Below are 19,722 nucleotides of genomic sequence, written 5' to 3' on the forward strand. Positions count from 1 at the left end.
CGGTGCTGTTCATCGCCGGGCCGGACCAGCAGACCATCCCGCGCCAGATGTGGAACGGCATCCGCGAGCAGATCTCGCCCGCCATCCTCGCCGTCGCCACGCTGCTGGTCATCTTCTCCATCGCGCTTCTCACAACCGTCGAGATGCTCAGAAGAAGATCCGAAAAACTCAGAGGGCTGACCCCAGGGTGAGGCAGGGGCGCGAAACGGCTTCAACAGACAGCTTGAGAGGGAAAATCATGCCGCATGTCGTTGTCATCGGCGCGGGACAGGCCGGGGCCGCCCTGGCGGCCAGGTTGCGCGCGCTGAAGTTCCAGGGAGAGATCACGGTGATCGGCGACGAGCCCGCGCCCCCCTATCAGCGGCCGCCGTTGTCCAAGGCCTATCTGCTGGGCGAGATGGAGGAGGAGCGCCTGTGGCTGCGTTCGGCCGATTTCTGGGCCGAGAACCGGATCACCCTGAAGCTGGGCACTCCGGTCACCGCGATCGACCCCGCCGCGCGCACCGTGACGGTGGGCGAGGAGGTGCTGGCCTATGACGAACTGGCATTGACCACCGGCTCGGTTCCCCGCCGCCTGCCGGCGGAGATGGGTGGGGCGCTTGGCGGCGTCCATACCGTCCGCACCCTGGCCGATATCGACGCCATCCGCGCCGGGTTCGTGCCCGGCCGCCGTCTCGTCGTGATCGGCGGCGGCTATATCGGGCTCGAGGCCGCCGCGGTCGCACGCAAGCTGGGGCTGGAGGTGACGGTGATCGAGATGGCGCCGCGCATCCTGCAGCGCGTGGCCGCGCCCGAGACCGCGCTTTACTTCCGCAAGCTCCATGCCGGCCATGGCGCCGCGATCATCGAGGGAGAGGGGGTCGACCGGATTCTGGGCAAGGGCCATGTCGCCGGCGTGCGCCTGAAGGACGGGCGCGTGCTGCCGGCCGATTTCGTCATCGCGGGGGTCGGCATCGTTCCCGCCACCGCCCTGGCCGAGGCCGCCGGGATCGTACTGGAGAACGGCATCCGCACCGATGCGCGGGGGCGGACATCGGCCGCCAATGTCTGGGCGGCGGGGGATTGCGCGTCCTTTCCGCTGGACGGCGTGCAGATCCGGCTGGAATCGGTCGGCAACGCCATCGACCAGGCCGAACTCGTCGCCGCGAACATCATGGGGGCGGACAAGGACTATGTGCCGAAGCCGTGGTTCTGGTCCGACCAATATGATTGCAAGCTGCAGATCGCGGGGCTGAATGCCGGCTACGACCGCGTCGTTGCCCGGCCCGGCGAGGGCGAGGCGGTCAGCATCTGGTATTATGCCGGCGACAGGCTGCTGGCGGTCGATGCCATGAACGACCCCCGCGCTTTCATGGTCGGCAAGCGCCTGATCGAGGCGGGCAGGACCGCCGATCCCCGACTTGTCGCCGATGCCGCCACCGACCTGAAGGCATTGTTGCGCTAGCGCCTTGCGGCGCGGAAAGGCCGCCGGGCCCGCCGCGCCGTCCGCGACAGGGCGTGCGCCATCGGGCGTGCGGGCCGCGCTTTCATTCGCCTTCCTGTCGGGCGCAGGCGGTCGGGCGTTGGGGGCGCCGAGCCGCCGAAGCCCCGCCCTTGTGGCTAGGGCGGGGCAATGCGTCAGGCGGGAACGGGCTTCATTGCGATGCGGGCCGGTTCACCCGGGCGGCTGCCCGTCCGGGCGCGCCCGGCCCCTCGTCAGCCGCTGGCGGGCACGATAAGCACCAGCCCCTCCAACTCGTCCCGTGCGAGGATCTGGCAGCTCAGCCGGCTGGTGGGGGTCCGTTCGCCCTCGACCATGTCCAGCATCTCGTCCTCCAGTGCGTCGGGCGGACCCAGCCGCTCGGCCCAGGCGGTATCGGTGGCGACATGGCAGGTCGCGCAGGCCAGGGCTCCGCCGCAATCGCCGTGAATGCCCTGCACGCCGGCATCGACGGCAGCCCGCATCAGATTGGTTCCCGCGGCGACATTCGCGCTGATTTCCGTGCCATCGGCGTCACGCCAGGTTATGAAGGGCACCGTATTCCTCTCCGTCGTCCTGCGAGGCGCGCCCATCCGCGCCCCGATTGCAGCCGCGGCGGGCGGCACGGGCCACCCGCCACGGCCTCGACCATTTCCGGCGACGGCCTTATTCGGCGGCGACGGCGAACGCGCGCCGGTAGCCGCCTGTCCGCTCGGCGATGTAGCGCATGAAGTCGTGGATCGGGCGTTCCAGATAGGACAGATGCCCCGCCCGCGCCGCATCCGCGCTGAGGCCGCGGAACACCTTTTCGGTGCAGCCGCGATCCTCGGCATTGACCTCGTCCAGCAGGCCCTTGAGCGTCGCGACATATTCCTCGGCGCGCGGATCGGCCATGAACTCGGGCGAAAGGCCGCCGCCAAAGACGATCGACACCTGGCCGGTGCCCTTGGGATGCAGCGACAGATACCAGAAATAGCCCGGCGTCAGCGTGATCAGATGGCTGGGATAAAGCGTGATCAGGGCCGTGGTCTTGCGCCAGCGTCCCTCGAGCCGGCGATTGTCGGGATGCGCATTTCCCATCGGCAGCGAGGCTTCCTTGGTGATCCAGTGATAGTTGAAGGCTTCGAGGCCCGGAGGGCACTCCATTTCCTCGAGCCTGGAATGGCCGCCCACGGTCGCGGCATGGCAGACCGGCAGGTGATAGCTTTCCATGAAGTTCTCGGCGAGCACCTTCCAGTTCGTGTCCCAGACATGGGTCTCGCGGAAGCACTCGACATAGTTCTCCATCTCATAGGGGGCGATCAGCTTTTCCAGCGGGCCCAAGGCCGCGGCGACGCCGGGGCGGTCCTTGTCGAGCGTGATGTAGATCCAGCCCAGCCATTCCTCGCAGCGGATCGGGGGCAGGGCGTAGTTCTCCTTGCAGAAGCCGGTGGTCTGGGTCATGAACGGCGCCCCTCGCAGGCGGCCGTCGAGGTCATAGGTCCAGGCGTGATAGGGGCAGACCAGCACCCGCTTGTTGCCGCAGCCCTCGACCAGCGTCGACATGCGATGCAGGCAGACGTTCGAGAAGGCGCGCAACTGGCCATCCTTGCCGCGCAGGACCACGACGGGCTGGCCGGCAAGGTCATAGGTCAGATAGTCGCCGGTCTTGGCAAGCCGGCTGGAGCGGCCGACACAGATCCATTTCTTCGAGAAGATGGTCTCGATCTCATGGGACAGGAATTCGGGGTTGGTATAGACGCCCGGCGGCATGGCGCGCGCGTCCTCGAGCGGCCGGTCGGCGGCTTCGAGCAGTTCGGCAAGGGGTTGGGCTAGAGACATCGGGGCGCTCCTTGTCTTGGCGTGGGAAGCGGACAGCCTGTTCGCGCGGGCCGCTGGTCGGGAACCAGCTTGACCTTTTTGCAAGAAATATGAAAACTTGAATATCCGATGATTAAGACAGGTAAAATATGGTTCGCTTCACGCTGCGCCAATGCGCCTATTTCCGCGCCGTCGCCGAGCATGGCGGCATTGCGCAGGCCGCGCGCGCGCTGAACATCTCTCAGCCCTCGGTGGCGCAGGCGCTGGAAAAGCTCGAGGACGTGACCCGCCTGGTGCTGTTCGAGCGGCATCATGCGCGCGGGCTGACGCTGACGCTGCAGGGCCGGCTGTTCCTTGAGCATGTGAACCGCCTTGAGGAACAGGCCGGGCAGGTCGAGCGCGAGGCGGCGGCACTGGCGGCCGAGACCGCCGGAGAGATCCGGCTGGGCGTGTTCCGAACGCTGTCGCCCTTTTACGCCGCGGGGCTGATCCGCAGTTTCGGCGAGGCGGTGCCGGGGGTGATCGTGCGGCAGCGCGAGATGGCGCTGGCCAATCTGGCCGATGCGCTGCGCGACGGTTCGATCGACCTGGCACTGACCTATGATCGGGGCAGCGATCCCCAGGGGCTGGCCTTCGTGCAGCTTGCGGCATTGCGGCCGATGGTGGTTCTTGCCGCCGATCACCCGCTTGCCGGGCGCGATTCCATCGACCTCGCCGATCTGGCCGACGAGCCCTATGTCATGCTGGAAGGGCCCGGAAGCCGCAGCTATTTCGAGGAGCTTCTGGCCGAAAGCGGGATCAGCCCGCCGGTCTCCTACGTCTCGACCTCGCTGGAGGCGGTGCGCAGTGCGGTCGCGGCGGGTTTCGGCTTTACGCTGCTGGTGATGCGGCCCCCGTCGTCGATGACCTATGACGGGGGCAAGGTCAGGACCTTGCTGATCACGAACGACCTGCGCCCGCTGCGCATCGTGCTGGCCTCGCGCGATGGCGCGCATCGGGGGCTTGTCGCGCGGCGCTTCACCCAGCATGCCATTGGCTATTTCGCCGCCCGCCATCACGCCCCGGCCTGACGGCCTCGGAATGCCGGGACGCCGGGGACCGCGCCGTTCGGCAGGGTTCGTCAGGGCAGGGCGGGGCGCCGAATGCGCGCCGACAACTCGCAAGCCCCATGGGCGGGCCGTATCCATCAGGAAGGATCGGGCGATCCAGGCGCAGGCCGGGCCAGCCCTCCCCTGAGCGCCGCAATCGCCCGGCCCACGGCCAATGACTATGATCATACGATCAAAGCGGGTGTTTTCCTCCTGCAGCCTTGCTCAGGCAATCTGGAACCCGTGGCGCAGGGGGTCGTCGTCATCGACCAGGATGGTGTTGTGGCCGGTGATCCGGGCCCAGCCGCCGATGCTGGGCAGGATGCCGGGATAGTCGCCCACCGTCACCGCCTGCTCGGCCCGGCCCTCGAAGACGGTGCCGATCAGGCTCTTGTTGCGGAAACTCTCGCCCACCGCCAGCCGGCCCTTGCCATGAAGCTGCGCCATCCGCGCCGAGGTGCCGGTGCCGCCGGGCGAGCGGTCGATGGCCTTGTCGCCATAGAAGACCGCGTCCCGCCCGTCGCAATCCGGCCCGTCCGGGCCGTCGCACCAGATGGCGTGATGGACGCCGCGGATGCGGTCGTCCTCGGGATGGACGACCGCTTCGCCGATCTCGGCCAGGGCTTCGCGCAGGGCGCGGCTATGCGTCACGATCTCGGCCGCGCTCATGCCGTCGAGGCCGGCCCAGCTCTCCTGCGGCTCGATCACCGCGTAGAAATTGCCGCCATAGGCGATGTCCACGACCAGCGGGCCAAGCCCCGGCACGTCGACGGCAATATCGGCGCTGTGCAGGAAGCTGGGGACGTTGAACAGCCGCACCGAGGCGACGCGTTCGCCCTGCATCGCATACTCCACGTCGACGCGGCCGGCCGGGGTCTCGATGGCCAGCCGGCCGGGGGTTTTCGGGGTGACCAGCCCTTCCTCGATGGCGACGGTGGCAAGGCCGATGGTGCCGGCGCCGCACATCGGCAGGCAGCCCGAGACCTCGATGAACAGGGCTGCGAAGTCGCAATCCTCGCGGAAGGCGGGATAGAGGATCGCGCCCGACATGATGTCATGGCCGCGCGGCTCGAACATCAGCGCGGTGCGCACCCAGTCGTGGTCGCGCAGGAACAGGTTGCGGCGTTCGAAGATCGGCAGATGCGGCAAGAGCGGCGCACCCCCGGCGACGACCCGGACCGGGTTGCCGCAGGTATGGCTGTCGATGCAGAAAAAACGGTGGCGCATGGATCGGACCTTTGCAAATGGCTTGACGTTCAGCGTGTCGATTGGGCCGGCGTTCGGCGGGTGAAGCCGTCCGGGTGGTTCACTCGATCCCGGCCCTGCGTTCGCGGATCGCCAGCGTAGCCTTGGCGCCGATGGTCAGGAAAGGCTGTGGGGGCAGTTTCTTGGGTTCGGGAAAGCCTTGGTAGATGCGGGTCAGGTCGGTCTGCACGCCCAGGATCTGCTCGGCAGCGGCAAGCCTCCCCAAAGCCCAGGCTCTTCGCCGATCGGACCGTAAAGGCAGAGGGGCAGGGGGTCCGCGGGGCAGCCGGGTGAGCTTTCCCGTCGCGGGCGTCGGGATGAACCGGGATCGGGTGCGCGTGACGCGGGGCCAATGATACCCGGTTTCGGCGGATGCTATCGCGAAGGGCAGTCGCCCCTTCCCGTATCGTCCGGGATCAGGGCGTCGGGCTGCATGATGCGCAGGTATTTCCGCCCGGATTCGATGATGCCCGCGCGGCTGAGCTTGGCCAGCGCCCGGCTGACCGCCTCGCGGTTCGCGCCGATGATGTTCGCCATTTCGGCATGGGTCGGCGGATCGGGCATCCGGCGGCCCGGCTCCAGGCCGCCATGCTCCAGCGAGACGCGCAGCAGATAGGCGCGCAGCCGTTCCTCGACATCCAGCGCGGTCAGCTCCTGCACCCGTTCGGTCAGGTCGTGGATCCGCCGGACGAGGCCCTGGATCACCGCCTGCCGGACCTGCGGCTGGGTATCCATGAGCCCGGTCAGCAGGGTGCCCGGCGTTTCGAGCAGGACGCAAGCCGTGCGCGCGTAAAGCGACAGCGAGCGCGGCATCCCGGACAGCACCGACAATTCGCCGAAGGCGCTGCCCGGGGCGATCTCGCTATAGACGATCTCGCGGCCGCTTCGCGTCCATTGCACGGCCAGGACGTGCCCGGACAGGACGAAGAGCACCGAGTCCCCCGGCTCTCCGCGCTCGATGATCAGCTGGCCCCGGTCGGCATGGCGGCGGCGCGAGCCGGATTCGATTCCCGCCAGCACTTCGTCCGGCAGCCCGGCGAACCAGGGAAGATCGGCCAGATCCATAATTTTCGTCATGTTTTCCATGTCAATCAATAACTTGTATCATAAAGGCCGTCCTCTGTGCGCCCGCGCACAGAACTGCCGTGCCGGTTGCGGCATGTTTTGGAAAAATTTTGCAATCAGAGGGCGTGTTTCATGTCGATCAGACATTCCGCACCATCTTTTGCCAAGGAGCCGCTGCCCGCGATCCGCGGCGTGCTGCACCAGTTGACCATGGCTGCGCTGCATGTGCAGCTTCGCGCCCGGTTCCAGGCGGATCGGCCGCAGGTCCTGGCCCGCCGGGCCGGGATCATGGCCCATGCGGCTGTCGACGGGCAGGCCAGCCTGCGTGCGATGTCGCATTACTGCCTTGAACAACTCATGCCCCGCGTGCGGTCGTTGATGATGCAGGTCGATGCCGCGGCCAGGCTTGCCGCCTTGCCGGCAGAGGTCGCGCCGGGCGTAGGACTCGCGGCACAGTTGAGCGACATTGCCGCCAATCTGGAGCGCGCGCGAGAGACGTCGCGCGGCCGGGCCCGCACTCCGCATAAAAGCGCCGGCATGATCCGGCTGAGCGAGCAGCGGCTTTGGGCTGCGCTGGCAACCGAACTGCAACGGCTGGAAGAGACCGACGGCCCGATGAGCCGCGCCAGCGCCCGGATCGAGGCGGCTGCCTTCGAGCTTGCCGCGGCGATCGAAGCGTTCCTGGAGCGTGACGAGGGCATGGCGCTGGCGCAACGCGACGATCTGGCCCAGATCCTGATCCGGCTGGAAAGCCAGGCGGCCACGACCCCGCTGTCCCCCGACGAGATCGCCGGGCAGCTTGGTCCCGCCGCCGCCCGCCTGCCCGATCTGGTGGACCTGTGCGTCGATCTGTCCCGGGCATACCAGCCGCTGCGCGAGGCCCGGCCGCAAATCGCCATGGTCCTGTCCATCGCGACCCAGACCGCCACCCAGTCCGGCGCGACCCGGCGGCTTGAGCAGGCCATGCAGGATCTGGACCATCTGCTGGGCGGGCTCGTTTCCGACTATCGCGCCCTGGCGCGATCCGCCAAGCGCCCGCAAGGCAAGGCGGCCATGCGGCGGTTGATCGCCGCCGAGGCGTCGTTGTGGCATGAGGCGGCAAGGCTGCTGGCCGTTCCGCTGGCACTGGTCCCGGACGCCCCGGCAGCCCGTCCCGCGATACAGGCCGAAGCCCCTGCCGGCGACGAGCATCCGGCGATAGTGGCCTGCGCCTGACAGGCCCATCGTCTCTGCCGCCGAGAATTTCAGAGCATTTGATCATTACCTTGTTTTAAGTCTCTCTCTGAAAGAAAGGGTCAGGATCGTGACGATCCTGACCCTTGTTTTCCTGGCTTGTCCAGCCGGGGGCAGGGGCGGCGGGCGGAATGCGCCTAGTCCTTGTTGTCGCTGTTTACGCTCATGCCCCGCACGCTCATTCCGTGGACGCTCATGCCGCGGGCCTCCGGCGCGCCGGAAGGGTCCAGCAGCAATTGCTCGAACATGCCCGAGCGTATGTCCAGCCGGATCGAGTAATCGGCCTTGTCGTAGGACCAGACCATCAGGTCGTCGGGCTGGGGCAGGACGTGTCCCGCACCCGCCGCCTGGGGCGGCGATCCGGCCGGCGCATCCTGCGGCAGGTGCAGCCGCGACATGACCTGCCCGGCCTCCAGCCCCGGTCCGTGCACCAGAAACAGCGCCGGGCGCGGCAGGACGCGATACAGCCCCTCGAAGGCAAAGCCGTAGATGCGGGCGAAATTCGCATCCTCGGCCTGCAATTGCCGTTCAAGCTGGCCGGGCGTGCCGCCGCGGGGCTGGGGGAAGGGGCCGTGCCGGGGGTCGCCGCGCTTGTCCTGCGCCGAGGGTGCGCGGATCTGCAAATCCTCGACCACGCGGCCGAAGAGCAGCAGGTTCGAGGGGCTCAGCAAGGTCTCCGACATCGCAATCTCCGCCATGGGTGGGATTTTTCGGGTCCGGGAATCCGCAACCTCAGGTTAAGCCGCCGGGTGGCGGCTGTCGATGGCTTTGTCGGCCTGCGGTCCCGTCCGGCGCCGGCTGCCCGTCTTTCAGCCAAAGCGCATGGTCGCGGGCCAGCGCGGCGTGGAAATGCGCCAGATCGCGAAATCCCAGGCTGCCGGCGTATTGTTCCAGATCCTCGGGCAGGTCTCGGCCAAGGCGGGTGTGGAAATGCCAGGCCAGCAGCAGGGGCAGCGGCAGCGGCGGATCGGCAGTCCCGGCCTTGGCGGTGCGGTCGCGGAGCGCCTTGTAGCCGCCCTCCAGCCGAAGCTGGTCCAGGATCGCAGGCGCCAGCGCCGCATCGCGGTCCCGTGCCAGCGCCTCGAGTCCCGCCAGCCCCGCCATCAGCCGATCGAAGCCGGGGCGATCCAACCCGTTTTCCGCCGCCCAGCGGTCGATGTCCTGCCCGCGCAGCAGGCCGCGCGGCAGGCGAAACGCCAATGCGGCCTCGGCGACATGGTCTGGCTGCACCCCGCGCCGCTCGCGCGTGGCGGTCTCGGCGGCCAGTTGCCGCAGCAGGGCGGCGCGCCGCAGGCGCAGATAGGGCTCGCCCTGCAGGCGCAGCGCGTCGAGCATCAGCGCATCCCCTGCCTCGATCCCGTCGCCATGCGCGGCGAGCCAGGGGGCCGAGGCCCAGGCTTCGGTCCATTCGAAGGTGAATTCCGCCCGCGGGGGCGGCTCGTCCCGCGCGACATGCGCCTGAAGAACATGCAGCATCTCCAGCGCATCCGCGCGCTTCTGGTCGATGCGGCCGTCGGGCAGCCAGGCGGCAAGCCGGTCGCGCATCGTTGCGGGCACCTGCTCTGCCGCCGCCAGGATGGCGGGCCAGTCGCGCTGCTGGTAGAACAGCGCCTTGGCCGTTGCCAGCAGATGCGCGGCCGCCGGCGCGTCAAGGATGCCCGCGGCCAGCGCGGCGGCGGCGGTGGCGCGGATATTGACCATCGGCTCGCTCAGGGCGGCATGGCCGGTCTCGGCCGGGCCGTGAAGCAGCGCCACCTCGTCGTCGTCGGTCAGCCGGCCCTCGTGGAAATCCCGGAAGATGCGGCCGACGCCCCGCATCCCGAAGGGTGCAAGTTCGGCGGCGCGCAGCGCGCCCATGCTGGAGGCGCCAAAGACGGCGATGCCTTGCGAGATCGCCCAGAGCACTTCCTTGTGCCACACCGCCGGCACGCCGTCGAAGCACCCGTCGATCAGGCCGATGGCCCGCGGCCGCTGGCGCGCGGCGCGATACAGGTCGCCCTGCTGCACCGGCGGCAGGAACCGGAACTGCGCGAAGGCGGTGCGGTCCGCCTGCCGCAGCGAGGGGCCGGCGAAGACGATCACGCTCATGGCGCCGCGGCCCGCGCGGCGGCGAGCGCCCTTGGCCCCGGCCGCCAGGCGGGGTGATCGCAAGGGGCCTCCAGCCCCGGGATCACCACCCGCACCACCGGCAGGTCCAGCCCCGGCTTGCGCAGGTCCACCGCGACCGCCTCGTCGATGCCGACCGCGCGCAGCCGGGCCAGCAACCAGTCCAGGTCCTCGGCGAAATCGTCCGAGACGAATTCGTCCAGCGCCGCGAAATTCACCATCGGCCGGTGGCTGGCGCGCATGCCGGCGGCGGCGCGGGCCTTCTGGTCCAGCGCGTGCCGGCCGTATTCCTCGGGTTGCAGGTCGTCGCGTGCGCCCGAGATATAGGTGCAGCGCACCTGCGCGGCTTCGGTCAGCGCCCGCAGCAGCGCGATGGCGCGGGTGGGATGGGCGCCGGCGCCGATGCCGTGATGCGCCCCCCGGTCGCGCCGGTCCGAGATCAGGCAGAAGAAGGCCGGCACGCCGAGGTCGCTGGCGACCTGCCAGGCATGCACGTCGAAACCGGCGCCTTGCAGCCGGTCCAGCACCGCACGGCAGGCCGGGTCGGCGACGCTTTCCAGGTCCAGCCCGGTCTCGGCCCGGCGCTCGGGCGGGGATTGGTGCCACAGGGTGGTGGCGTCGCGCTCGATCAGTTCGCAGATCGCGTGGCAGGTCGCCTCGGCCATGGTGTTGCCCGAGGCCAGCCCGTTGCTGCTGCAGAGAAAGCAGCCGCTGCCGGGCGGCGGCGGCAGGGTATAGTTCGCGCGCACGCATTCGAAGGGCACCCAGCGTTCTTCGCCCGAGACGAGGTCGCGTCCCTGGATCCACAGCATCGGCAAGTCCCGGTGGAAGCGGTCCGAGACCCTGGCCAGCCGGTCCAGGTCGATCATCCGGTGGGAATGGGCCAGCTCGTTCAGGCTGCCCAGTTTCAGCGGCGCCTCGATATGCTCGGCGTGATAAAGCTCGGCCGCCTCCATCAGGCCCGAGGCGGTGGCGGCGTCCATGTCCAGCCCCTTGCCCTGCGATACCGCCAACGAGCGGGCGTTCGGCCGGCAGACCATGACCACCGGCAGGCCGATCCGGTCCAGCCCGGTGACATTGGCGACGCGGGTGATGCCCATCCGCGCCATCAGCGGCCGGACCCGCGCTATGGTTTCGGCCGGCGCCACGCTGCGGTGGCAGCCGGTGCGGTGGCCCTTATGGCCGGCCTCGCGGCTCAGCGGTCCAGTCCTTCCGGCACCCAGACCATGTCCAGGATCGGCGTGGCCTTGGGGTCGATCATGCGAAAGCCCAGCCGCAGGTAAAGGGCGATGGCCCGGTTGGTGCGCACCACCGACAGCGAGACGGTCCTGCCTTCCCGCGCCGCCCTGTCCTGCAAGTCGCGGATGATGCGCGAGCCGATGCCCCGGCCGCAATAATCCCCGAGGATCTGGAGCTGGGCGAGGTTGTAGTCGGCGTCCCGTTCCGTCACCTGCATCCAGCCGATGTCCCGGCCCTCCAGGGTGATGATGCGCGAATCCGCCGCCTTGAACGACCGCCGGATCATCGCCCGGCGCATCGGCTCGTCCCAGGCGTCCAGTTGCAGCATCAGGGGCCGCATCGCGTCGATATAGATCGCCTCGGCAAAGGGAAATTCCTCGGGACGCGCCGGGCGCAGGCCGAATTGCGATATGGGGTGCCTGTCGGGTTTCATGCGGATAGTATAGTGCCGATCCGGGCGCTGTCACGGATCCCCTTGCGGCAGGCCGGGCCGCCCCGATCCGGGCTTGACAGGCCGGGTGCCGGTGGATTTCTGATGCCCGAAAGGAGCCTTGGACGAGCCATGATCGCACAGCCCGGTCTGACCGGCCCCCGCCTTCAGGCGGTGCTTTATGCCGACATTCACGGCTATACCCGCCTGATCGAGCAGGACGAGGCCGGCACGATCCTGCGGCTGACGCGCTCGATCGCGCTGATCCGCAACCTGGTCGGGGATTATGGCGGCACCGTGGTCAACACGGCCGGGGACGGGCTGGTCGCGGTGTTCCAGGATGCGCCCAAGGCGCTGCATTTCGCGATCGAGATGCAGCGCGAACTGTCCCGCGAATCCGCCTGGGCCGAGGCGCGGGAGCCGATCGCCTGGCGCGTCGGCATCTCGCTGGGCGAGACGTTCGAGGGGCAGGAGGGGGTTTACGGCCACAGCGTCAACCTGGCCGCGCGGATCCAGGGCTTTGCCGATCCCGGCGGCATCTGCGTCACCGAGACCGTCTATCGCATCGTGCGCGACAACCCGGAACTGGTGCTGCGCTCGCTGGGGCGGCGGCGGCTGAAGAACATCTCGGCCCCGGTCGAGATCTATGCCGCGGCGCCCGCCTCTCCCGCCGCGGCCGCCGCCGTCCCGCTGCGAGATGTGCCGCGCAGGGTCGATCCCGGCCTGCCCGACACGTCGCTGGCGATCCTGCCGATGGAGAATCTTTCGGCCGATCCCGGCGACCAGCACCTGTGCCATGGCATCGTCGCCGACCTGATCACCAACCTGTGCCGGTTCCGGCACCTGCTGGTGATCGCGCGGCATTCGTCGTTCCTGGCCGCCGCCCAGACCTCGTCGCTGCGCGAGATCGGGCGCCGGCTGGGCGTGCGCTACCTGATGACCAGCAGCTTTCGCCGGGCCGGCAACCGGCTGCGCATCACCGTCGAGCTGGTCGAGGCGGAATCGGAAAATACCATCTGGTCCGAGCGCTACGACGGCGTGATGCTGGACATCTTCGACTTTCAGGACGACGTGACCGCGATGACCGCCGCCCGGGTGGCGATCCAGCTTGACGCGAACGAACGGCGCCGGCTGGCCGAGCAGAGCCATCCCGCGCTTTACGCCTATGGGCTGGTCCTGCGCGGCCAGGACATGGGCCTGCGCTTCCTGCCCGATGCCAACCTGCATGCCCGCCGCCTGTTCGAAGAGGCCCGCGATCTCGATCCCGACTATGGCCGCAGCTATGCGGCGATGTCGCGGACCTTCAACGTCGAATGGCGCTACAACTGGACCAGCAACCCCGATGCGGCGTTGAACCAGGCGCTGGTCCTGGCCAAGCGGGCGGTGCAATGCGACGCCCTGGACTCGCGCGGCTTTTCCGAGATGGGCCTGGCGCATCTCTACAAGAAGCAGCACGACGAGGCGCTGGCCGCCTATGAGCATGCGCTGGCGCTGAATCCCAACGACGCGGATCTGCTGGCCTATACCGGCGACTGCCTCGCCTATGTCCGGCAGGGCGAGCGGGCGGTGCAGCTGCTGGAGCGGGCGATGCGGCTCAATCCCTATTTCCCGGACGCCTATCTGTGGTTCCTGGGCGATGCCTATTTCCACCACGGCGATTACGGCAAGACCATCGAAACCCTTTCGCGGATGCGCGACCAGTCCGAGGCGCACCGGCTGCTGGCCGCCAGCCATGCGCTGCTGGGCCAGATGGACGAAGCCCGCCGCCATGCCGGCGCGGTGATGCGGGTGCATCCGAACTTCACCATCGCGCATTGGCGCAAGGTGCCCCCGCTGAAACATGCCGAGGACCTGGAGCTTTACGTCGAGGGCTTGCGAAAGGCCGGCCTGACCTGACGGCGGGCGGCGGTAAGGTCGCCCGCAGCGGCTATCGGGCCCGCCGCCTTGGTGGGCCGGGTCCGCGCCATCGTTTCCGGCCCTGTCACTCTTTGGTCAAACTGGGCCGCTATGGATGGGTCGGTCCCGTCTCTGGCCGGGGCCGCCCCATCAGCCAGGAGCGTCTCATGACCGAGCAACATCCCTCCCGCCATGTCTTCCGCACCAGCCAGTTGGAGGAGGCCGACGGACCGGGCCACAATCCGACCGACAATCGCACCATGGGCGAAATCATCGCCGCCCGCTTCTCGCGCCGCGGCTTCCTGAAGGGCTCGATGGCTGCGACCGCGATCTCGGCCACCGTCAGCCCCTTCGCCCTGCTGGCCGCCGACGAGGCCCGCGCCCAGGATGCCGTCGAGGGCTCCGCCTTCAGCTTTCCCGAGGTCGAGGCGGGCGTCGATGCCGACCATCACGTCGCCCAGGGCTATGACGCGGACATCCTGCTGCGCTGGGGCGACAAGGTCTTTGCCGATGCGCCGGATTTCGACCCGAAGAACCAGTCCGAGGCCGCGCAGGAACGCCAGTTCGGTTATAACAACGACTTCGTCGGCTTCATCCCGCTGGACGGCGCCGATGACCGCGGCCTGCTGGTCGTCAACCACGAATATACCAACGAACACCTGATGTTCCCCGGCATCGTTACCGTCGAGGACGGCAAGATCGCCGTGGCCGAGGCGACCGAGGCGCGCGTGGACATCGAGATGGCCGCGCATGGCGGCACGATTATCGAGATCCGCAAGGTGGACGGCAAATGGCAGCCGGTGCTGGACGGCGCGCTGAACCGTCGCATCACCGCCAAGACGCCGATGGAGATCCGCGGCCCGGCCACCGGGCATGCGCGGATGCAGACCGCGGCGGACCCGACCGGCACCCGCGTCCTGGGCACGATCAACAACTGCGCCGGCGGCGTCACGCCCTGGGGCACCTACATCATGGCCGAAGAGAACATCCACGGCTATTTCACCGGCGCGCTGCCCGAAGGCCACCGCGAGGCCGAAAACTACAAGCGCATGGGCATCCCCGAGGACAGCTATGCCTGGGGCAGGTTCCACGACCGCTTCGACATCGGCAAGGAACCGAACGAGCCCAACCGCTTTGGCTGGATCGTCGAGGTCGATGTCATGGACCCGAACTCGGTGCCTAAGAAACGCACCGCGCTTGGCCGCTTCAAGCACGAGGGGGCGGCGAGCGCCTTGGCCAAGGACGGCCGCGTCGTCTTCTATCTCGGCGACGATGAGCGTTTCGACTATGTCTACAAGTTCGTGACCGCCGGCCGCTACAACCCGGACGACCGCGCCGCGAACCTGGACCTGCTGGACGAGGGCACGCTTTACGTCGCCCGCTTCGACGAGGATGGCAGCTTCGTCTGGCTGCCGCTGGTGCATGGGCAGGGGCCGCTGACCGCCGAGAACGGCTTCGAGAGCCAGGCCGACGTGCTGATCGAGACCCGCCGCGCCGCCGACCTGCTGGGCGCGACGCCGATGGACCGCCCCGAGGACATCGAGCCCAATGCCGAGACCGGCCGGGCCTATGTCATGCTGACCAACAACACCAAGCGCGAAGAGGCGAACGCCGCCAACCCGCGCGTGGAGAACGCCTTCGGCCATATCATCGAGATTCTCGAGGATGGCGGCGACCTGGCGGCGACGCAGGGCACCTGGGAGATCCTGCTGCAATGCGGCGATCCTTCGGTGGCCGAGGTCGGCGCGACCTTCTCGACCGCGACCACTGCGAATGGCTGGTTCGGCATGCCCGACAACTGCGCCATCGACAGCGACGGGCGGCTGTGGGTCTCGACCGACGGCAACTCGCCCAAGGATACGGGCCGCACCGACGGCCTGTGGGCGGTGGATGTCGAGGGCGCCGCGCGCGGCACCTCGCGGCTGTTCTATCGGGTGCCGGTGGGCGCCGAGATGTGTGGTCCCTGTCCGACGCCGGACCTGACCACCTTTTTCGTGGCCGTGCAGCATCCGGGCGACGGCGGCGAGGATTGGGAGGGCCACGGCCGGCCGTCCTATTACGAGGATCTGTCGACCCGCTGGCCGGATTTCCGCGACGACATGCCGGTGCGCCCGGCGGTGGTGGCGATCACGAAACAGGGCGGCGGCCGGATCGGCTGACCGGACGCCGGATCGGGAAAGGGGGCGAAAGACCGCCCCCTTTTCCGCTTGCCGGCCCTGCGCCGATGACCTTGTTTGCCTTTCCGCCCTCAGCCCCGCAGCAGCCTCGCCACCTGCCTGGCGATGGCTTTCGCCGATCCCGGGTTCTGCCCGGTCACCAGCCGCCCGTCGGTGACGACATGCGAGACGAATGGCAGCAGCGCCTTGCCGTAGCGTGCGCCCCGCCGCTTCATCTCGGCCTCGGCGTCATAGGGCATGTGCCGCGCCACGCCGGCAAGGATTTCCTCGGTCCAGGAAAAGCCGGTCACCTGCCGGCCGGCAACCAGAAGCGTGCCGTCCGAAAGCCGCGTGTTCAGGAGCCCGCAATAGCCGTGGCAGACCGAGGAGACGATGCCGCCCTTTTCCCAGATCCGCCGCGCGATCGCCTGCAACCCGGCGTTGTCGGGGAAATCCCACATCACGCCGTGCCCGCCGGTGAAATAGATCGCGTCATAGCCCTCGGGATCGACCTGATCCGGCGCGGCCGTCCGCTCCAGCAGCGCCATGCGCGCCGGATCGTTCAGCCAGCCCCTGGCCGAGGCGTCGAGCAGCGGCCATTTCAGCGCACGCGGCTCCAGCGGCGAGCGGCCGCCTGCCGGGCTGACGATGTCCTGCGCGTGCCCTTCGGCCGCGAAGACGTCCCAGGCATGGCTCAGTTCCGACAGCCACAGTCCGGTCGGACGGCCGGGATCGTCGTAATGGTCGCGATTGGTGACGACATGCAGGATGCGCTTGCCCATGCCCGCCATCCTTTCACGCCCCGGCGCGGCGGCGCAACCAGGCGCGATAGCGGCGGCTGCGCAGGGCGGTCCTGATCCGGTCGCGGACCAGGACCAGCGGTGCCCAGGCGCCGGGTTTCGGTGCCTTGCCCGCGCCCAGCCGGCGCAGCTGCAGCTTGGTCATCGCCATGGTGGCGAGGCCCGAGATGGCCCGGTTTTTCCAGCGCACCATCGGGACAGTCACCGTCGCCTCGGCCTTGTGCCAGCGGTTCGGCAGGTCCGGCGCATAGGCCAGCGCCTGCGCGATGCCCACCATGGCCACGCCCGCGCGACCATCCTCGGGCGCCAGCGCCGCCTCGGCGGTCGCGCGGCGGCGGATGCCGCCGGTCACCATCACCGGCATCCGCGCCTCTGCCACCACGTCGCGGGCGAAATCTACGAAATAGGCTTCGCGGGCCAAAGTGCTTTGTCGGGTGCTGGCTTGTTGCGGACGGCCATGCATGGCCGGGCTTTCGTAGCTGCCGCCCGAAAGTTCGACCAGATCCACGGGCAATTCGTTCAGCATCCGCACCACGGCCACCGCATCCTCGGCCGCGAAGCCGCCCTTCTGGAAGTCCGAGGAGTTCAGCTTGACGCCCACGCCGAAGCCCGGCGCTACGCGGGCGCGGATGGCGCGGACGATCTCGACCAGCAGCCGCGCGCGGTTCTCCAGCGTGCCGCCCCAGCGATCCTCGCGCCGGTTGGTCAGCGGAGACAGGAACTGGCTCAGCAGATAGCCATGCGCGGCGTGGACCTGCACGCCGCCGAACCCGGCCTGTTCCGCCAGCGCGGCGGTGTCGGCAAAGCGGCGGATCACCTCGGCAATGTCGGAATCAGACATGGCGCGGGGCTGGGCGAAAAGATGCGCATAACCCTCGATCGCCACCGGCACGGCCGAGGGTGCGATGGCCTGCGGGTTGGTCGCGGCATAGACCTGACGGCCCGGATGGTTGATCTGCATCCACAGCCGTGCACCATCCGCGCGCCCAGCCTGCGCCCATTCGCGGAACGGCCCCAGCGGCTGGCCGGCGTCCAGGATCACCCCGGCGGGTCCGGTCACCGCATCGGGGGCGACCATGACGTTTCCGGTCAGCAGCAGCCCGGCCCCGCCCTGGGCCCATTCGCGATACAGCCGGCGCAGCGCCGGTCCGGGCAGATGGCGGGTGTCGGCCATGTTCTCTTCCATCGCCGCCTTGGCGATGCGGTTCTTGACGATCTGCCCGCCGGGCAATTGCAGCGGCTGGAACAGCGGGGTCTGGGTGGTTGCGGTCATGCGACAAGATCCTTTGCATCGTGACGCAAGGCGATATAGGGTTTAAACCTAGGTTCAAGGTCAAGAGGCGCCAATGAAGATCGGCGACATTGCCAGGGCGGCGGGGGTGACGACCTCGCGCATCCGCTTCTATGAAAAGCGCGGGATCATCGCCCCGGCCGTGCGTGGGCCGAACGGCTATCGCGACTATCCCGAGGAGCTGATCGCCATCCTGCGATTCATCGAGCAGGCGTAGGGCCTTGGCTTTTCGCTGAAGGAGATCGCCAGCGTTGACGTCGCCCAAGGCGACCATCCGATCTCTTGCGACGAGGCGATCCGCCTCTTGTCGGGCAAGCTCGATTCCGTGGCAGCCCTGATCGCCGAGGCCAAGGAGCGCCAGCGCCGGATCAAGGCGCTGATCGCCGAATTGCAGGGCCGCAAGCAATCCGCGGCCTGATGCGCGGCAGGACGATCATCCCGCGCCGGCCGTGATGGCCGAAAGAACCGGCGCATCGCAGCTGCCGCCGGCTACGCACCGGACAGACCGCCAAATCCATGCTTGACCTTGAACCTAGGGCCGCTGACGTTGGAGCTGAGCGGCAAGAGCCCTGCCATCATCGCGCGCAGCCAGGTCGGTCGCCGCACCATGGCGGGCTGACCTTCGGCAAGCTGTCGAAAGGCGGCCAGACCTGCGTCGCGCTGGATTACGCGCTGGTGCATCGGGACGACCTTGACGGCTTCGTCGCGGAATACGGCGCGCTTCTATCCCGATGGGCCGACGAGCCCCAACTATACTGCGATCATCAACGACCGGCATGTCGCGCGCCCGAACGGTTTGCTGGACGATGGACGCGCCAAGGGTGCCGAGGTCATCTCCGTCGGCCACCGCCCCGACAGCGCCGCGAGCCGCCTCCAGACCATTGCGCCCATGCGGTGCTGAATGCCGGCGGCGATTGCGCGGTCATGCAGGACGAGATCTTCGGCCCGATCCTGCCCGTCCAGACCCATGCCACGATGGACGATGCCATCGCCCATGTGAACCCGTGCCCGGAGGCACGGCTGTCTTTGGCTTTCGCGCATGGATCATGCGCGGCAAGCCGGGGCTGCACCCTGCCGGCCCCTGACCGGATCGCCCTGCCGGTCCGTCATTGGCTGGCGAGCAGCCCGATCTCTCGGGTCAGGGCGAACAGCGCCTTGAGTTGCGAGGGCGTCGGGTCCGCGCCCAGGTGCTGGATCGACGCGATCAGGCCGATGCTGCCGAGAAGCTGGCCCCGCGGGCTGAGGATCGGCGCGGCGATGGCATTGATGCCCAGCAGCGATTCCTCTGGCGCCGTCGCATAGCCCGACGCGCGGATGCCGTCGAGCTGCGCCGCCAGGGCCGTCCTGGAGGTAACGCTTTTCGGCGTGACCTGCGGCAGCGTGTCGGGCAGCGTGGCCAGCAATTCGGGCGAGCCGAAGGCCAGGAACACCTTTCCCTGGGCGGAGGAATGCAGGCTCAGCTCGCTGCCGGGACGGACGCCGATCTCGATCGGCTGGTTGCTGCTGACCGTGGCCAGGATGAAGGCCGAGTGCGGCGCGGGGATGCTGAGCACCACCGCCATGCCCAGTTCGTCGCGGGTCGCGCGCATCAGGGGCAGGGCCAGTTCGGCCAGGTTTGCGCCGGCGGGTGCCTGCTGGGCCATCAGCCACAGCTTCGGCCCCAGCGCGTAATGCGATGTGACCGGATCCTGCACGATCATCCCATGTTCGATCAGCGTGCGCAGATGCTTGAACGCCGCCCCCTTGGCGATGCCGACATCGCCGGAAATCTGCGTCACGCCAACGGGCGAATCAGCGAATGCGATGCGCTCGAGGATGCGCAGGCAGGTGTCGGCGGCCCGGACGGTCTCGGCCTTTTCCAATGTGCTTCCCCATGAATTTGCTCCTCCTCTCTGTGTTGACGACTTTGCCGTG

The 19,722-nt window shown here is 68.4% G+C and carries 21 protein-coding genes and 1 pseudogene; 8 read left to right on the forward strand and 14 right to left on the reverse strand.

What is annotated here, in order from left to right; translation table 11 throughout:
• Together QPR87_RS20470 and QPR87_RS20475 are read left to right on the forward strand one after the other, a co-directional pair.
• Positions 1-191: pseudogene (locus QPR87_RS20470) on the forward strand (ABC transporter permease); the annotation flags it as partial.
• Between the two features lie 47 nt (positions 192-238).
• The gene (locus tag QPR87_RS20475) at positions 239-1,444 is read left to right on the forward strand and encodes an NAD(P)/FAD-dependent oxidoreductase (RefSeq protein WP_285051136.1); all 1,206 of its coding nucleotides are present in this window, start codon (positions 239-241) and stop codon (positions 1,442-1,444) included.
• 251 nt (positions 1,445-1,695) lie between these two features.
• Here the strand turns inward: QPR87_RS20475 and QPR87_RS20480 are convergent, their stop codons facing one another.
• Positions 1,696-2,241 carry a 2Fe-2S iron-sulfur cluster-binding protein gene (locus tag QPR87_RS20480; RefSeq protein ID WP_350310469.1) on the reverse strand — a complete coding sequence of 182 codons (546 nt, stop codon included), beginning with the start codon at positions 2,239-2,241 and terminating at the stop codon, positions 1,696-1,698.
• Entirely contained in the window at positions 2,126-3,280 is a 1,155-nt protein-coding gene (locus QPR87_RS20485; RefSeq protein WP_285051138.1) for an aromatic ring-hydroxylating oxygenase subunit alpha, read from the reverse strand. Before QPR87_RS20485 ends, QPR87_RS20480 begins: the two co-directional genes overlap by 116 nt.
• Before the next feature lie 128 nt (positions 3,281-3,408).
• On the opposite strand from QPR87_RS20485, the gene QPR87_RS20490 reads away from it, so the two are divergent.
• Complete coding sequence (locus QPR87_RS20490) at positions 3,409-4,329, forward strand: LysR family transcriptional regulator (protein ID WP_285051139.1); 921 nt, start codon at positions 3,409-3,411, stop codon at positions 4,327-4,329.
• A gap of 243 nt (positions 4,330-4,572) precedes the next feature.
• On the opposite strand, the gene QPR87_RS20495 is transcribed toward QPR87_RS20490, so the two are convergent.
• From QPR87_RS20495 to QPR87_RS20505, 3 genes are all read right to left on the reverse strand, one after another.
• Entirely contained in the window at positions 4,573-5,574 is a 1,002-nt protein-coding gene (locus QPR87_RS20495) for a 4-hydroxyproline epimerase (protein ID WP_285051140.1), read from the reverse strand.
• A 79-nt stretch (positions 5,575-5,653) separates the two neighbouring features.
• Positions 5,654-5,818, reverse strand: a complete 165-nt coding sequence (locus tag QPR87_RS20500) for a hypothetical protein (RefSeq protein ID WP_157137451.1) — start codon at positions 5,816-5,818, stop codon at positions 5,654-5,656.
• Between the two features lie 149 nt (positions 5,819-5,967).
• On the reverse strand, positions 5,968-6,669 hold the full coding sequence (locus QPR87_RS20505; protein WP_285051141.1) for a Crp/Fnr family transcriptional regulator: 702 nt from the start codon (positions 6,667-6,669) through the stop codon (positions 5,968-5,970).
• 120 nt (positions 6,670-6,789) lie between these two features.
• On the opposite strand from QPR87_RS20505, the gene QPR87_RS20510 reads away from it, so the two are divergent.
• Complete coding sequence (locus QPR87_RS20510; protein WP_285051142.1) at positions 6,790-7,872, forward strand: hypothetical protein; 1,083 nt, start codon at positions 6,790-6,792, stop codon at positions 7,870-7,872.
• Positions 7,873-8,027: 155 nt separating this feature from the next.
• Here the strand turns inward: QPR87_RS20510 and QPR87_RS20515 are convergent, their stop codons facing one another.
• The 4 genes from QPR87_RS20515 to QPR87_RS20530 are packed head-to-tail and all read right to left on the reverse strand — an operon-like array spanning position 8,028 to position 11,668.
• Positions 8,028-8,573: a hypothetical protein gene (locus QPR87_RS20515; protein WP_011749717.1), complete on the reverse strand. Its 546-nt coding sequence runs from the start codon at positions 8,571-8,573 to the stop codon at positions 8,028-8,030.
• Between the two features lie 49 nt (positions 8,574-8,622).
• On the reverse strand, positions 8,623-9,978 hold the full coding sequence (locus QPR87_RS20520; protein WP_285051143.1) for a TfuA-like protein: 1,356 nt from the start codon (positions 9,976-9,978) through the stop codon (positions 8,623-8,625).
• Complete coding sequence (locus tag QPR87_RS20525; protein WP_285051144.1) at positions 9,975-11,144, reverse strand: YcaO-like family protein; 1,170 nt, start codon at positions 11,142-11,144, stop codon at positions 9,975-9,977. The genes QPR87_RS20520 and QPR87_RS20525 overlap by 4 nt, the downstream gene beginning before the upstream one ends.
• Positions 11,145-11,191: 47 nt before the next feature.
• Positions 11,192-11,668 carry a GNAT family N-acetyltransferase gene (locus tag QPR87_RS20530; protein WP_049792400.1) on the reverse strand — a complete coding sequence of 159 codons (477 nt, stop codon included), beginning with the start codon at positions 11,666-11,668 and terminating at the stop codon, positions 11,192-11,194.
• 129 nt (positions 11,669-11,797) lie between these two features.
• On the opposite strand from QPR87_RS20530, the gene QPR87_RS20535 reads away from it, so the two are divergent.
• Together QPR87_RS20535 and QPR87_RS20540 are read left to right on the forward strand one after the other, a co-directional pair.
• Complete coding sequence (locus QPR87_RS20535) at positions 11,798-13,561, forward strand: tetratricopeptide repeat protein (protein ID WP_233902062.1); 1,764 nt, start codon at positions 11,798-11,800, stop codon at positions 13,559-13,561.
• Positions 13,562-13,728: 167 nt separating this feature from the next.
• Positions 13,729-15,720, forward strand: coding sequence for a PhoX family protein (locus tag QPR87_RS20540; RefSeq protein WP_285051145.1), 1,992 nt, complete (start codon positions 13,729-13,731; stop codon positions 15,718-15,720).
• Positions 15,721-15,809: 89 nt separating this feature from the next.
• On the opposite strand, the gene QPR87_RS20545 is transcribed toward QPR87_RS20540, so the two are convergent.
• On the reverse strand, positions 15,810-16,499 hold the full coding sequence (locus QPR87_RS20545) for a type 1 glutamine amidotransferase domain-containing protein (protein WP_285051146.1): 690 nt from the start codon (positions 16,497-16,499) through the stop codon (positions 15,810-15,812).
• Positions 16,500-16,512: 13 nt separating this feature from the next.
• Complete coding sequence (locus tag QPR87_RS20550) at positions 16,513-17,790, reverse strand: NADH:flavin oxidoreductase/NADH oxidase family protein (protein WP_285051147.1); 1,278 nt, start codon at positions 17,788-17,790, stop codon at positions 16,513-16,515.
• A 73-nt stretch (positions 17,791-17,863) separates the two neighbouring features.
• Here QPR87_RS20550 and QPR87_RS20555 point away from each other — a divergent pair, with 73 nt between their 5' ends.
• Entirely contained in the window at positions 17,864-18,025 is a 162-nt protein-coding gene (locus tag QPR87_RS20555; RefSeq protein ID WP_285051149.1) for a MerR family DNA-binding transcriptional regulator, read from the forward strand.
• Positions 18,026-18,040: 15 nt separating this feature from the next.
• Complete coding sequence (locus QPR87_RS20560; RefSeq protein ID WP_285051173.1) at positions 18,041-18,226, forward strand: hypothetical protein; 186 nt, start codon at positions 18,041-18,043, stop codon at positions 18,224-18,226.
• Between the two features lie 71 nt (positions 18,227-18,297).
• On the opposite strand, the gene QPR87_RS20565 is transcribed toward QPR87_RS20560, so the two are convergent.
• The 3 genes from QPR87_RS20565 to QPR87_RS20575 all read right to left on the reverse strand — a co-directional run bounded on the left by QPR87_RS20565 (position 18,298) and on the right by QPR87_RS20575 (position 19,670).
• A complete protein-coding gene (locus QPR87_RS20565; protein ID WP_285051151.1) occupies positions 18,298-18,489 on the reverse strand; it encodes a hypothetical protein in 192 nt (63 codons plus the stop codon).
• Positions 18,490-18,558: 69 nt separating this feature from the next.
• Positions 18,559-18,804: a hypothetical protein gene (locus tag QPR87_RS20570; RefSeq protein WP_175474413.1), complete on the reverse strand. Its 246-nt coding sequence runs from the start codon at positions 18,802-18,804 to the stop codon at positions 18,559-18,561.
• A gap of 110 nt (positions 18,805-18,914) precedes the next feature.
• Complete coding sequence (locus QPR87_RS20575) at positions 18,915-19,670, reverse strand: IclR family transcriptional regulator (protein ID WP_011749725.1); 756 nt, start codon at positions 19,668-19,670, stop codon at positions 18,915-18,917.
• Between the last annotated feature and the right edge of the window lie 52 nt (positions 19,671-19,722).

The sequence above is a fragment of the Paracoccus sp. SSJ genome (assembly GCF_030234105.1).
GTDB classification, from domain to species: Bacteria; Pseudomonadota; Alphaproteobacteria; order Rhodobacterales; family Rhodobacteraceae; genus Paracoccus; species Paracoccus denitrificans.

Coding starts and splice junctions, on each gene's coding strand:
- QPR87_RS20475 (WP_285051136.1), top strand. CDS start 239: ATGCCGCATGTCGTTGTCATCGGCGCGGGACAGGCCGGGGCCGCCCTG.
- QPR87_RS20480 (WP_350310469.1), bottom strand. CDS start 2,241: ATGCGGCGCGGGCGGGGCATCTGTCCTATCTGGAACGCCCGATCCACG.
- QPR87_RS20485 (WP_285051138.1), bottom strand. CDS start 3,280: ATGTCTCTAGCCCAACCCCTTGCCGAACTGCTCGAAGCCGCCGACCGG.
- QPR87_RS20490 (WP_285051139.1), top strand. CDS start 3,409: ATGGTTCGCTTCACGCTGCGCCAATGCGCCTATTTCCGCGCCGTCGCC.
- QPR87_RS20495 (WP_285051140.1), bottom strand. CDS start 5,574: ATGCGCCACCGTTTTTTCTGCATCGACAGCCATACCTGCGGCAACCCG.
- QPR87_RS20505 (WP_285051141.1), bottom strand. CDS start 6,669: ATGACGAAAATTATGGATCTGGCCGATCTTCCCTGGTTCGCCGGGCTG.
- QPR87_RS20510 (WP_285051142.1), top strand. CDS start 6,790: ATGTCGATCAGACATTCCGCACCATCTTTTGCCAAGGAGCCGCTGCCC.
- QPR87_RS20515 (WP_011749717.1), bottom strand. CDS start 8,573: ATGTCGGAGACCTTGCTGAGCCCCTCGAACCTGCTGCTCTTCGGCCGC.
- QPR87_RS20520 (WP_285051143.1), bottom strand. CDS start 9,978: ATGAGCGTGATCGTCTTCGCCGGCCCCTCGCTGCGGCAGGCGGACCGC.
- QPR87_RS20530 (WP_049792400.1), bottom strand. CDS start 11,668: ATGAAACCCGACAGGCACCCCATATCGCAATTCGGCCTGCGCCCGGCG.
- QPR87_RS20535 (WP_233902062.1), top strand. CDS start 11,798: ATGATCGCACAGCCCGGTCTGACCGGCCCCCGCCTTCAGGCGGTGCTT.
- QPR87_RS20540 (WP_285051145.1), top strand. CDS start 13,729: ATGACCGAGCAACATCCCTCCCGCCATGTCTTCCGCACCAGCCAGTTG.
- QPR87_RS20545 (WP_285051146.1), bottom strand. CDS start 16,499: ATGGGCAAGCGCATCCTGCATGTCGTCACCAATCGCGACCATTACGAC.
- QPR87_RS20550 (WP_285051147.1), bottom strand. CDS start 17,790: ATGACCGCAACCACCCAGACCCCGCTGTTCCAGCCGCTGCAATTGCCC.
- QPR87_RS20555 (WP_285051149.1), top strand. CDS start 17,864: ATGAAGATCGGCGACATTGCCAGGGCGGCGGGGGTGACGACCTCGCGC.
- QPR87_RS20565 (WP_285051151.1), bottom strand. CDS start 18,489: ATGCACCAGCGCGTAATCCAGCGCGACGCAGGTCTGGCCGCCTTTCGA.
- QPR87_RS20570 (WP_175474413.1), bottom strand. CDS start 18,804: ATGGGCGATGGCATCGTCCATCGTGGCATGGGTCTGGACGGGCAGGAT.